The sequence below is a fragment of the Bacillus sp. NPDC077027 genome (genome assembly GCF_050269555.1).
Lineage (GTDB): Bacteria > Bacillota > Bacilli > Bacillales > Bacillaceae > Bacillus.
In genome coordinates this window covers 435625-448132 of sequence record NZ_JBNNIO010000001.1, presented here as the reverse complement: position 1 = coordinate 448132, position 12508 = coordinate 435625, and the positions used below count along the sequence as shown (strand labels likewise).

The following is a 12508-nucleotide window of genomic DNA, read 5'->3' as shown; positions in this document are numbered from 1 at the left end:
CCGAACATCCCTTCTATTTAACTAAGACGAGACACATCCTGCTGATACGTATTTGCCCCTTTCTCCTCAATTGGAAAGTAAATCAGCTTTGTCAAAACCAAGCTAAGGCCACTTCCACAAAAAAAGAGCGCAAAGGTGATATGCCAAAGCCCTAGAAGCACAAATCCGACAGCACTAAGCAGCATAAAGAACGTGATATGTGGTCTGATAAAGGCTAAAACAACACAAAACTTGAACATGTACCAAAAGCCAGCCTTCACATGAAGATACACAGGCACAATATAAAGCAAAGCAGATATATAAACGATCGATACACTCAAAAACAAACTCGCAACAATGGAATGAACATATGTAGCTGAAATCACCACATCAGCATAAAGAATTAGTGCCATCATACATATGACACCAAACAGTCCATTTGACTTACACCATTCTTCTTTATACACCTTAGCAAACTGCTTAAAAATCGGCTCCTCTATGTTTCCATCCCCCCATTTTTTCACCACTGCGAACATTGCAACAGTCGCCGGCATCACACCGAAAACACCTAAACCTAATAACGTAAAAAAGATCCATAATACATTTAAATATGCAAGTCTCATGACCCATTCACAAAACAAATACATCCCATTTGTCAGAATACGTATCACACTACTCCCTCCCAAAGAAAACGCTTACATATCAAGAGAAAATCACATGGATTGTTATAGATATTTCTCTCTCGTATGAAAAATTCCTGTTTTCCCGTTGAAAAGCGTGCTTGCCACCTATGAAATGCATCTAGTCTTCTAAAAGGCAATAAAAAAGCCAACCATCTCTGGCCAGCTTTTGATGTTTCACGTTTGGTTTCGATCTGATACTTGGACAGCATTTTTTTCATATGCTGAAATTGTCGCCTGACTCATGATACCGATGCCAAGACTTAACGTCACAATTCCAATAATGGTCGCATTTTTCTTAAAACTCATACAAACACTCTCCTTTTTGAATTTGATTTTGAGCCCATAATACTTTTTTATAATATTGATTGGACTTTTGATAATTTTGAGAGGCTTCATAGACTGTAGCAATTTCTAGTGAAATATCCTCTATATACGAGTATAGGCTAAGTTTTTCCAAATAAGCAATCGTTTTTTGTAATTGCTCTTCATTTACATCTTGAACATATAGAGCATCCAAATAACGAAACATGTGAATGAATAGCTGGTCCTCATGCTTCTTAGCTGCAACCTTTCCATCTTCTAAAATGATGAGCGCACGATCGTATTGATTTTGTTGGAATAGTGATTTGGCTAAAGTGTATAAAGTGTGTGGGAGGGTTGGAAGTGCTTCATCTCTTGCAATTGCAGCAGACTCTGTCATATATCTCTCTGCTTCCTGCAAATACCCAAGTTCACCAAAGCATTTGCCTAAATTATAAAGAGCAGAGCTATACATTCTCGGATGATCAATTTCAGATGCCAAAGCCTTTGCTTTTTTTAAGTGAGGAAGTGCCTTATCTTTACGCCTTAAATCTTGATAATTCCCTGAAATGACAAATAAGCATTGTATGATTCTGATTTTGTATAATTCATGTTGATCGTAAATCTCCAATGCTTTTAATATATGGTGCATGGAGACATGGGTTTGCTTCATAATATAATAGGCCTCTGCTACTTTAAAATGAAACTCTGCCTGTTCAATATCATCAAAAAGCATTGAAAGCTGCTTTTCAGCAACTCGATAATATTTTACTGCCTCTAAATATTCTTTTTGACTAAATTCATACATACCTCGAAAAAAAGCATGGTAATAGTGAAGCATATCTGATAACTCATGATTAGAGTTCTCTATTTTATCGACAAGATTAGATACTGAAAAAGGTTGATATTTTGAAGGGTGGATATAATCAAGCATAATTTGATGCCTAAAACACATTAATTGATAGTAAATGAGTAAATGTTGATCCTCTTCCATTCGCTCTATCTCTGTTTCTACTTCTGACTTAAGGATTTCCGCATCAGGTACACTAAATTGTCTAATCATTCGATACCATTCATTGATTTTCACTCCTACATGCGAAGAAAGAACCTTTCCCATTTCCCCATATAACCCCTTCCTTTTCCGTCTAACACTTACATATTTTAGCATGCAATGTCGCCCACAAGCACCGCAAAGAAACCGCAAACATCGCTGTGCCTTGAAAGACCTTCCATTAGGCATCACAACATTTGATTTGAATGAAGCACTTTGTCAAAACAACTATTTTTTCGTTACATGAATTACTTCTATTGTACGTGTTTATTGTCAAATGAGAAATATTTTATTTATACAAAAATGATTTTGATCGTACAGACACAGACATCCCCTCCTGCACATACATTTGATTGTATAGGCAAATGCCTAAAAAGTGTGGAGGTGAAAATCATGGCAGGAGTATTGACAGCGATGGGATTGATGGTCAAGGAATTGGTGTTTTTAGTATCATACGTCAAAAACAACGCCTTTCCACAACCCCTTTCGGGAGATGATGAAAGAAAATACTTAGCCCTAATGGCACAGGGGGATGAACACGCAAGAAACATGCTCATTGAACATAACCTTCGGCTCGTCGCCCACATCGTCAAAAAATTTGAAAACACCGGCGAAGACGCAGAAGACCTCATCTCCATCGGGACGATCGGACTCATCAAAGCCATCGAAAGCTACTCATCAGGAAAAGGAACAAAACTCGCAACCTATGCCGCAAGATGTATAGAAAATGAGATATTCATGACAAAAGGGGGGTGCATACAAACGCACCTCCCCTTTTAATGAGTTCTTATATGAATGGTTTCAGAATCAACAATCAATACTTCTTCAACAATAAAGTTAATAATGGCTTTTCTATCTTCCAGCTTCAAATTATCCGCATTGACTGAGTTGAAGTAATCAAGTGCCCTCTTCAAAGCATTTTCTCCTGCTACCGATCCTTCTGATTCCTTAATCTCTTTTTCAATTTTATCATGTTGGATCATGAGGTGATTTTGCTTCTTCTGGAGCTCAACAATCTGTGTTTTCACTTCTTCAATATTTAAATCGTCCTCTTCACTAAGACTAATTAAAGTGATTAAACGCTGACGGCCTTTTTTCGCCTTCTCAATTTCTATTTGAATCAGCTCAAACTCATCTGCTTTATGAGTAGTCTTTTCCTCTTCTTTAAAGGCTCTATACTTCTCTGGGTTGGTGATAAATTTGTATATCTCTTGCCAAACAATTCTGTTCAGTTTATTTTCTGACATAGATTTACCACAGCCTTTATTTTTAGCCCCAGCATAATTTTTTCTACATTCATACACAAAGTAGTTTTTCCCATGTGATTTATTCTTTTTACCAGTCATTGTATTTCCGCAGTTTCCGCAGCGTACTAAACCAGAAAGTAAATATGGATGAGTGCCATAGTGTAAATGCTTTCTTCTACTTTTTCCAAGTAGCTCTTGAGCGTATTCCCACTGTTCATTAGAAACAACTGAAGGTATTTCAGTAATATATCGTTCTTCTTCCGGCCTTAGTTTCAAAATTTTTGTTCCCCCTGCCTGTTTAGATACATAGCCTCCCTCAGTATCATACTTATATTGCTCATGCTGCCCTTTATAAGATGGATTCATTAGGATCTGCCGCACCACTTGTCTGTGCCAAACTTTTGCACCTTTTTTTGTCGGAATACCTAGCTCCGTTAAATGCAACGCAATGCCATTCACACGTCCAAAGAAATGACTAGAATGATCCGTAAACAAATCAAAAATCATTCTCACAACTCTTGCCTCTTTTTCTATTATCTCAAGGGTTCGTTTCTCTTTATTTATTTTGTATCCTAATAAACCAGAGTCTTTAATTATCATCCCTTTTTTGATTTTTTGTAACCTACCTGTAGACGTTCTCTCTTTTATTTTCGCCTTTTCAAATTCAGAAATGGCCCCTCTCATCGAAAAGAACAGTTGCCCTTCAGGTGAGTCTGCATACTCCCCATTTACGAAGGTTAAAGTTATTCCTTTTTTCCGTAGTTCATCATCTATAATTAATTGATTCATTAACTTACGCGACAAACGATCAGGATCATAACAAATCAATTCAGTAATTAATCCTTTGCGTGCATCCTCTCTAAGACGGTTTAAAGCTGGCCTTTCTAATAATTCACCTGAGAAGCCTTCATCTGCATATTTTAAGACGTTTGTAGTCCCTGCTTTCTTCACACATGCTTCAATCTGGCTGTCAATACTCGACCCTTTTATTGCTTGTTCCTCGGTCGATACCCTCACGTAAATTGCTATCACGCTTAATCTCCTTCCTCCACCACTTAATCAAATAGTGGTAACAATCATTAACACGTGCGTCAACATTCTGTCCTTCAATGATTTTGACCTTCATCTTAGATCACCTCATGACAGGTTATGCCGACATGGATTGTCCCTATTTCATAAAGAAAATGAGTTTACCAGTAGATATAAAAAAGACCTGACTGAATGTCAGCCAGGTACATAAAGGGGATAATCTGATTCTTATTATAACGAAATCCAAATAGTTAACCAAACATTTGTTCCCATTAAAAAAAGTAACTTTAAAGAGCCATTCCCGATACTCTCTCTAGAAAGGACACCTTAAGATCGTTCTATTAAGATAGAAGTTCTGTTCCAATCGCAATATTTTCTCCGAGATTCACTAGCAGAGGGTCATCATTTTTTTCTAAAAATTTAGCTATTTGATGCAGAATCTCACTAATTTTATCGTTGATCGGCATATTTTGATTTAATAAGAAAATGCAGAGAATTGTATCAGCTACTTGATAAAGCGCATCTTCATCTTTTGTATTTTCAATGTGATATTGCATCTTTTTAAAAAACCATTCAATCTCATTTAAGTCCACCATCGGGTAATATTGAATTTTATAAAGATTATTTTCATCAAGAACATCCATCTCAAATATGGCTTCAAGTTCTTCTTTACTTAAATGATCTTCAGGAAGCTCATATTCAGCCTCTGCTTCTTCTTCATCAACAGTGTACTCAGCTGTATAAAGCCCCTCAATGAATTCATCAAAGGAATCTGCTAATTTAAAGTCTTCTTCCATCTCAACATCAAAAAAATGAATTGTAGGCTTTTCTTTCGTTTTTCTATAATCCATCGCTACCCAAGTATGCCCATCCCCGCTAATCAAAACAAGCCCTTCTGGCAGCTCCCACTCTGTTATTAAATAGGCACTATCCATAATCCCTTCATCTTCAGCAATTCCCAGCAGGTGATTAAATTGAATATGATCCTCAGCCCATGAATTAGAGTGAGTGGTTGGAAAAGCATTATGAACTGTATAACCACCATTCTTTTCTAATACGAGCTTTTTATATGTATCTGGCAAAGTGACTCCAAGTTTCTTTTCAGCTTTAGCTATTTCTTCTGCGTTGATCTTTTTTAATGTGTAGTAACCTTCCTCATCTATTTCCCAAAAAGATTTCAAGATTGATACCTCCTAGTATAATATGAACATAAGTATACCTTTTTTGACGATTTTTGTTTAACAACTTATTCAAACTGAGTAAAGAAATATAAATTTAATTGAATGATAAGTAATTAGTATTGTCTAATTTTGTCGAAAGGATAGAAAAGAGAAGGAGCTTAATGTAAAATCCATATGCACCTAAAAAAGAGGAGGATTTTTAATGAAGAAATTTTTTGTATTATTTTTTATCTGTTTATTATTATTAACAGCTTGCAGCAGTGCAACATCTACTGAAAAACCGCTCACCACAGACAACATTATTGAAGCTTTTAAAAGTGCTGGGCTTGAAGCAGAAAAACCGTCTGAACTAAAACAAAAAGAGTTTGGAAATATAAGAGAAGAAGGAAAAAGAATTCTCATTCCTTCCTTAGGTGAAAATGCTGGTGGAAGAATTTTTAAATTCGGAAATGAAACTGATCTAGATCAGGCCAAGTCTTATTATGATGAGTTGGGCAATGCTGGATCTATGTTCTTCTCACACACATATTCAAAAGGGAATTTCTTATTACAAATGAACGGGGAAATGAAAGATTCTGAATTTGAAAAATACAAGAAAGTAATGGATGAGGAAATAAAATAACCTAATTATTCATTAGGGTTCTTTTTCATTTTTTGATCATTCTGTCTTCAAGGAGGAAGATAAATGTCTTACTGGCTAATGACAGCTATCCTTACAATTATTATAATAGGCATTTCTTTAATCTTTCAAAAAAAGAATTCACCTTTACATTATGGATTTCTAGCGATTTTAATGATGGTGAGTATCATCTTACTGATCATAAGTTTTTTCGTGGGAAAATGGGAAGGTTTAGGATTAGGGGCAATAAGCGTTTCTTTGTTGATTTCATCAGTTATTGCTATAATTATTACCAGCGTTTCAGAATTTTTTAATGATAAACAAAAAGATGCCTAACTAATCAAATTTAGGCATCTTTTTTAACAACCCTTTGGTTTATTTGTTTTTTGGATCACACATTGTGAAGAAGATTTTCAGAAAAACTACAAGTGAAAAATGAATGATCAAAAAAACCCTCTCTAAAAAGAAAAGGGCTTATTCATTTTTCATTTTTCAAGAGCTGCTTTCGTTTTAGGTCCAACATAAATACCATTAATCACAAGTCCATTCATGCGCTGTTTGACTACGTCAACTATCTTTATCATAATATCTGAAAAAACAAAACTAAAAGAGCAACTTCAAAAGCAGAAGTTCAGTTTTGTACTTTCTGAAAACAATATTTGTTGTACTATATTTTCTCTTTCCTTCATTGATAAGCTTCTAACTTTTCAAATCATATTGTGTTTTTATTTAACTGGAAGTAAATGATCGACCACAATACTATTTATTGCATTAATATACGCAAATGCACTTGCTTTTAAGATGTCTGTATCTGATGCTTTGGCAATATATATTTCCCCTTTAAATTCAACTTGAATTTTCACTTTTCCTAGTGCTTCTTTCCCCCTTGAAACACTTCTAATATCGTATTGAATCAACTTCATATCTAAATCACATACATTCATAATTGCAGAATATAAAGCATCAATTGGACCAGAACCTATCGCAGTTCCCTTTATGATTTGATCAGCCTTCTTTAACTCCACACTAGCAGAAGGAAATTTTGTATTACTGATCACTTGCAAATCTATTAACTCATAAAAATTGTTACTGTAATGGCTGATGTCCTGATTATTCCCCTTTACTCTTTTGTAATAATTTTCAATTATTACATATAGATCGTGATTATATACCTCTTTTTTTGCATCGGCTAATTCAAGAAAGTCTACAAAGATTTCCTCGAACTCTGAATTTGAAAATTGATTCATACCTAATTTTTCAAAAGCAGTTTTTACCGCATGGCGTCCAGAACGTGCTGTTAGAACAAGCTCCATGTCATCAAGACCCACAGTGACAGGATCAATTATTTCATAAGTATTTCTTGATTTGATTAATCCATCCTGGTGAATACCTGAAGAATGTGCAAAAGCATTTTCCCCTGTAATTGCTTTGTTTACTTGTACATCAAGTCCCATGAATCCACTTACCATCCTCGACGTATTCATAATTTCCTTCGTATTAATATTCGTAAATGCTTGATATATCTCAGAACGTGTATGAACAGCCATAACTACTTCCTCTAGTGAAGCATTTCCTGCACGTTCTCCAATTCCATTAATGGTACATTCTACTTTTTCTGCACCATTTTTAATTGCTGCCAATGTATTAGCTGTAGCCATTCCTAAATCATTGTGGCAATGAACACTTAGAAGCACATTATCATTCAAATTCTTCAAGCGATCATTTATCTTATATATTAGTTCACCGAACTCTTGAGGTTCAGCATAACCAACTGTATCAGGTATATTAATAATTGTAGCTCCTGCTTTTACTACAGCTTCTATCGTTTTCCATAAATATTCAAAATCAGCTCTTGACGCATCCTCTGTTGAATATTGTACTTCTGGTAGGAGTGTTTTCGCATACTTCACAGCATCCACTCCAATATCTAATATTTGATTTTTCGATTTTCCAAATTTCTTTTCCACATGAATATCCGAAGTACCTAAAACAATATGGATTAGTGGATTTTTTGCATATTTCACACTATTATATACAGCATCAATATCGGATTTTACTGCTCTTGCTAACGCCGTAATTATCATATCATCTGTATTTCCTATCCTTTTAGCAATTTCTTTAACGGCGTTAAAATCACCTGTTGATGAAGAAGGGAATCCAGCCTCAATCATATCAACTTTGAGTTTCTTTAATTGCTTGGCGACTTCCAATTTTTCATATACATTCAATTTTGCACCAGGAACTTGTTCTCCATCTCTTAATGTTGTATCAAATACCCAAATTTTTCTTGACATGGTGACACACTCCTTATTAAATAAAATATAAAAAGCCCCGCCTCTATATAAAAATATAGAGACGAGGCATTGCTCGCGGTACCACTCTAATTGGTTAATATAAAATACTTAGTAACCCACTCATTTTCGGTGGCTATCACCACCTATCTTTATAACGGAAGAAATCCGACATCCCTTACTTATATGGTTCAGAGAGTAGCTCTTGGATGAGTTCAAAGGGTATAACTACCGATTCGCACCAACCATCGGCTCTCTGAAGGAGTTTATAAACCTTCTACTATTTCCAATCTTTGCTTATCTATTATTTAATTATAGAAAATGATATATCAGTCATTTCAAGTTGTCAAGTTGTAATTTTCAGAAATATTTAATTTGCTCAACTTTTCTGTAATTATCGCAAAAGGCTATTTAATAATTTGATTAATTGGACAAATTAAAGGTCATTTCCATTTATCAATAACATCCTTTGTTTCATTTATCACTTCAGTAATTCGTTTTGTTCTTAATAAATAACTCTTTTTGAATCTGAGCCATTTCTAATTTAACCATTCAGTCGAAATAGTTAATAAATTCTTTCCACATTTACTATAACGTTTTACTTAATTTTTTTGAATGATAACTACGCACCGAGAGGATGCCAAGTACAGTCGATCATCGTAAAATGAAAAACTGTCCTCAATACGTCTGCCGCAGACCAGCTGCTATCCAGGCTCAGAATGTACCTCTCGTATGATCTATTTTCGAAAGGAAATCTTGGAGAATTATCCTAACTGGCGGGTTAGCAGTAGACAACAAATGATTTACACGCTTTAAAATCTGTGGGTTATTCAATATCATTTTTTTACTTACTTCACTTGAATAACTCCTTAATGTGTCAATACAAATCTCAAACAATTCTGTATCATTAGTATTCAACAAAGTCATTAAAATATTAAGTTCATATTCATTGCACTCATTATCCAAACAATATGCAATTTTCCGTTGCCATTCAATTGGTTTACTAAGTATCTGATTTGATAATTTTTCCCAATCATTTAAGCTAAACTCTAAGAGTATCTCACTTGCTATGACACAACCATCATCGTACCAAGAATCTACCGTTGTATCAGCAGACAACAGATTATCTAGTTCTTTATACACGTTTAATACCTCCAATTAAATTTAAGTTAAAAACCTGATGGACGAGAAGCATTTACCGTACCTGTCGGATAGCCACTAGTTACATCATTACCAACTTTAATTACATCAATTTCTACACCATTAATAGCTGCTCTATGCCAAGTCGCTCTATCTCTCAATCTTGAAGAATTAGCTGCAGTGTTGCCAACCTCAGTAATACTCTTAAGAATTTGCTCATCGTTCCATGAATCAGGAAATAGAGTACTCTTTTTAATTTTGGGAATATTTCCATCAGAAAACTGTTTTGTAAAAACAACATTTTTTGTCCCATCAGCATTTGTTGATAATACTTCAACTGCAAATTTGTCATTAGCATTATTAACGCTGGACGAATGTCCACCTATTAATTGATTTTTTGGAACCTTGCGCTGTCCTTCTAAAATCTTAGCTGCTATCTCTGGACTAATTACTGTTTTTTTGGAAAAAGCTTCACTTTTACCCCTAACCCCCATCTTCCTAGGAATAAAGATACAAAAAAATTCTTTCGTTGATAAAAGAAAAGTGCTTCTCCTAATAAAAAACTCAAGGCATTTATAGTGCTCAATGATCAGCGTCCGCAGGTTCTTCCTTCTGGACAAAATATTCCGTTCGTTTTGCTTGTCTCCATCATACGGTGATTCACAAAGGAAAAAAGGTCCCCTTTTTGTCGGTTTTTTCTCGGATAAGAGTCCAATAAACACCAAAAACCTTGAAAGGCATTAGCCCATCAAAGTTTTTTATAATCTATACATACTGTAAATCATCTCCACCGCCAGTTAATTTCTCTATCAGGATAAACTGCCGGTATATATATCCCCCTTCTTTTATTTTCATCATCAATAATGTACCAATTGTTATCATCTAACCATTCTTCGTTATAATTCGTTTCTACAAAATCATTTTCCTCATCAACAAGCGCTGCGAAAAAATCATTAAATTTGTCTATATCATTTGAAGGGGTAATCTCACCATTCACCCACATACCATCAACATTAATATCGCGTATATCTCCTAAAAACTCGTTTAGAAAGTATAATTTCACAATTCTCACTCCTTAGGCGAAACCTCAATATATTGGCTTGGAACTTCCCCTTTAATCAAATACTCATTATCCCTTTTAGTCCAATTAATCGCTCTTTTCTTCCAAAAATCAGAAGAAATAACATCTCTTTCAATCAACTTTTGAATTTGTTTTGGAGAAAGTATAACAACATCTTTTAGCTTTCCAGACTGTATATCTTTCCTTAAAGCTGATATATTTAGTTCAATTGCATTTTCTCCATAATTTCCAATAACATTTTTGTTATTTGTAAAACTAGTATAAGGGCTATTAGATTTAGCTCCTTTTCTATAACCTCCAAGTATATGCTCTGTAACAGTCACTTCTCGTCCTTTATATAAACCTTCTTTACTAGCTGGTACTAAATCACCTGAATTTGATATATGAGGTTTACCAATTCCATTTGGTCTAGATGGAGAGTGTAGTAAACTATCCCCTCTATATAAATTACTTTTGTTGGTTGCATCATCTATACCCTTAATCCCCATCTTCCCATGAAACCCTTTCGTCCCAAATGGCAAATGCATTCCAAGAGCCGCATTCATACTGGCTTCTTGCTGTTCTTTTGAGACCTTATTCCCAAACATGTCTCGACCTGTGATCGCTTCGCTGAAGCCGTTGGTTGCGGTGAGACCATATAAGCCTTTTTGGGATGTTTTCAAGGCGTCAAAGGATTTTTGAGACGTCTTATAAATGTCGACCGCCCTGACTGCGGCTGACGTGGCTTGGGTGGTTTTGTATACAGCTTTTCCACCTTTGAAAATACGACCTGCCCAGCCAATGACTGGGATGTAGCCTGCCGCTGCCATGCCACCTGCGGCAACACGCTGACCTGCAGTGAGCTGTTCGCCTGTGATCGGATCAACGCCTGTTGCCGCACGTTTGGCATCATTCACTCCGGTCAACTCATTGACAATATTTCCACCATAATCGAGCGCCTTTTCATACCATTGACGGTTGGCAATTGCTTCTTGTTCCTTTGCAATCTCTCTGGCTTCTTCTTGTTCTTTTTTGATTTTGAGATATTCAGCAGTTTGTTTCTCAATATCACTTTTTGCCTTGTAGATTTCACTATTTTGATATGCTTTTTTATCAAAATTCATAGGCGAAATGGCTTTTCCGTCATTTGTCGCATTCATCATTTCTGCGTACAATGCCATTGTAGCCTGCTGTTCAGTTTCTGACAAACCATATTCATCTTGTAAATTTTGGTCAAGTTCTCTTAACTCTTTTACTGTTTTTTTTCGTTCGTCTTCCGTATCTTCGATCTTTTCATCAAAGGTTTGGCTATCAAATACCTCCAGAGAAATGAGATCATCAATGTCTTGAAAAACGGTTTTGAGTGCCTTTTTTTGATCCTTCACAATGCTTTTGGCGTTTTTGATTCCCATATGTACTGCATTGTCTAAAAAGTGTTCTTCCACAAAGGTATCGCCACCAAAACTGACATCATCAAGGGTTCCAGAAACGCCTTCATGAAAAGCTTTTTGCTTATCGATGAAACTGATGAACATGTCCACATTTCCAGCTAGTTCTTTATAAAAGCTTTTAATGTTATCTGCACCTTTACCAGTGAAATCGTCACCGAGATTGGCCACACCTTGTAGTGCCTTTTTTAAATCCATCATTTGTTCGCGGAGTTCCTGATAATTTTTCACTCTAGTATCCATAGCACTTGTTAGTGCTTTGGCATCAAGTATCTTCCCCAGAAGAATTCACTCCCTTCTATTCATTGACAAGGTTAATTTTACCAACGCAATTCTAGCCATTAAATAGGAATAAAGATACAAAAACAGCACTTAGATGATTCCAAGTGCTGTCGAAAGGTTAAACGTTGCTTGTTTTTTCAATTTGTAATATTGATCTTTCTTTAATCCAGCTCTTCGCATACCTCTAATTTCTAACAA

At 35.4% G+C, this 12508-nt stretch carries 13 protein-coding genes and 1 other annotated feature; of the genes, 3 read left to right on the top strand and 10 right to left on the bottom strand.

The annotated features are described in order from the left end of the window. Window positions 1-17 precede the first annotated feature (17 nt). From ACQKEZ_RS02450 to ACQKEZ_RS02440, 3 genes are all read right to left on the bottom strand, one after another. Window positions 18-650 (bottom strand): YesL family protein, encoded by a 633-nt coding sequence (locus tag ACQKEZ_RS02450; protein WP_427298489.1) that lies wholly within the window; start codon window positions 648-650, stop codon window positions 18-20. Between the two features lie 186 nt (window positions 651-836). After that, window positions 837-968 (bottom strand): hypothetical protein, encoded by a 132-nt coding sequence (locus tag ACQKEZ_RS02445; RefSeq protein WP_427298487.1) that lies wholly within the window; start codon window positions 966-968, stop codon window positions 837-839. Beyond that, window positions 958-2079, bottom strand: a complete 1122-nt coding sequence (locus ACQKEZ_RS02440) for an aspartate phosphatase (RefSeq protein ID WP_427298485.1) — start codon at window positions 2077-2079, stop codon at window positions 958-960. Before ACQKEZ_RS02440 ends, ACQKEZ_RS02445 begins: the two co-directional genes overlap by 11 nt. A 327-nt stretch (window positions 2080-2406) precedes the next feature. Here ACQKEZ_RS02440 and ACQKEZ_RS02435 point away from each other — a divergent pair, with 327 nt between their 5' ends. Beyond that, window positions 2407-2793 carry a sigma-70 family RNA polymerase sigma factor gene (locus ACQKEZ_RS02435; protein WP_427298483.1) on the top strand — a complete coding sequence of 129 codons (387 nt, stop codon included), beginning with the start codon at window positions 2407-2409 and terminating at the stop codon, window positions 2791-2793. Here the strand turns inward: ACQKEZ_RS02435 and ACQKEZ_RS02430 are convergent. After that, window positions 2790-4292: a recombinase family protein gene (locus ACQKEZ_RS02430; protein ID WP_427298481.1), complete on the bottom strand. Its 1503-nt coding sequence runs from the start codon at window positions 4290-4292 to the stop codon at window positions 2790-2792. The two genes, ACQKEZ_RS02435 and ACQKEZ_RS02430, sit on opposite strands and share 4 nt — an antisense overlap. 338 nt (window positions 4293-4630) lie before the next feature. Further along, window positions 4631-5470: an SMI1/KNR4 family protein gene (locus ACQKEZ_RS02425; protein WP_427298479.1), complete on the bottom strand. Its 840-nt coding sequence runs from the start codon at window positions 5468-5470 to the stop codon at window positions 4631-4633. A 202-nt stretch (window positions 5471-5672) separates the two neighbouring features. On the opposite strand from ACQKEZ_RS02425, the gene ACQKEZ_RS02420 reads away from it, so the two are divergent. Together ACQKEZ_RS02420 and ACQKEZ_RS02415 are read left to right on the top strand one after the other, a co-directional pair. After that, window positions 5673-6092 (top strand): stress protein, encoded by a 420-nt coding sequence (locus tag ACQKEZ_RS02420; protein WP_427298478.1) that lies wholly within the window; start codon window positions 5673-5675, stop codon window positions 6090-6092. 63 nt (window positions 6093-6155) lie between these two features. Then, window positions 6156-6425 (top strand): YesK family protein, encoded by a 270-nt coding sequence (locus ACQKEZ_RS02415; RefSeq protein ID WP_427298476.1) that lies wholly within the window; start codon window positions 6156-6158, stop codon window positions 6423-6425. A 389-nt stretch (window positions 6426-6814) separates the two neighbouring features. Here ACQKEZ_RS02415 and ACQKEZ_RS02410 read toward each other — a convergent pair whose 3' ends face one another. From ACQKEZ_RS02410 to ACQKEZ_RS02390, 5 genes are all read right to left on the bottom strand, one after another. After that, complete coding sequence (locus ACQKEZ_RS02410; protein WP_427298474.1) at window positions 6815-8383, bottom strand: 2-isopropylmalate synthase; 1569 nt, start codon at window positions 8381-8383, stop codon at window positions 6815-6817. Window positions 8384-8437: 54 nt separating this feature from the next. Then, window positions 8438-8683: a binding site (T-box leader), on the bottom strand. A gap of 411 nt (window positions 8684-9094) precedes the next feature. After that, window positions 9095-9523 carry a hypothetical protein gene (locus ACQKEZ_RS02405; RefSeq protein ID WP_427298472.1) on the bottom strand — a complete coding sequence of 143 codons (429 nt, stop codon included), beginning with the start codon at window positions 9521-9523 and terminating at the stop codon, window positions 9095-9097. Between the two features lie 26 nt (window positions 9524-9549). After that, a complete protein-coding gene (locus ACQKEZ_RS02400; RefSeq protein WP_427298470.1) occupies window positions 9550-10014 on the bottom strand; it encodes an EndoU domain-containing protein in 465 nt (154 codons plus the stop codon). Between the two features lie 287 nt (window positions 10015-10301). Beyond that, entirely contained in the window at window positions 10302-10583 is a 282-nt protein-coding gene (locus tag ACQKEZ_RS02395) for a hypothetical protein (RefSeq protein WP_427298468.1), read from the bottom strand. 5 nt (window positions 10584-10588) lie between these two features. Continuing rightward, window positions 10589-12310, bottom strand: coding sequence for a ribonuclease YeeF family protein (locus tag ACQKEZ_RS02390; protein WP_427299289.1), 1722 nt, complete (start codon window positions 12308-12310; stop codon window positions 10589-10591). Window positions 12311-12508 lie beyond the last annotated feature (198 nt).

Excerpts from the sequence above, each read along its gene's own strand:
- ACQKEZ_RS02445 (WP_427298487.1), bottom strand. The coding sequence starts at position 968 with ATGAGTTTTAAGAAAAATGCGACCATTATTGGAATTGTGACGTTAAGT.
- ACQKEZ_RS02440 (WP_427298485.1), bottom strand. The coding sequence starts at position 2,079 with ATGGGAAAGGTTCTTTCTTCGCATGTAGGAGTGAAAATCAATGAATGG.
- ACQKEZ_RS02435 (WP_427298483.1), top strand. The coding sequence starts at position 2,407 with ATGGCAGGAGTATTGACAGCGATGGGATTGATGGTCAAGGAATTGGTG.
- ACQKEZ_RS02420 (WP_427298478.1), top strand. The coding sequence starts at position 5,673 with ATGAAGAAATTTTTTGTATTATTTTTTATCTGTTTATTATTATTAACA.
- ACQKEZ_RS02415 (WP_427298476.1), top strand. The coding sequence starts at position 6,156 with ATGTCTTACTGGCTAATGACAGCTATCCTTACAATTATTATAATAGGC.
- ACQKEZ_RS02410 (WP_427298474.1), bottom strand. The coding sequence starts at position 8,383 with ATGTCAAGAAAAATTTGGGTATTTGATACAACATTAAGAGATGGAGAA.
- ACQKEZ_RS02400 (WP_427298470.1), bottom strand. The coding sequence starts at position 10,014 with ATGGGGGTTAGGGGTAAAAGTGAAGCTTTTTCCAAAAAAACAGTAATT.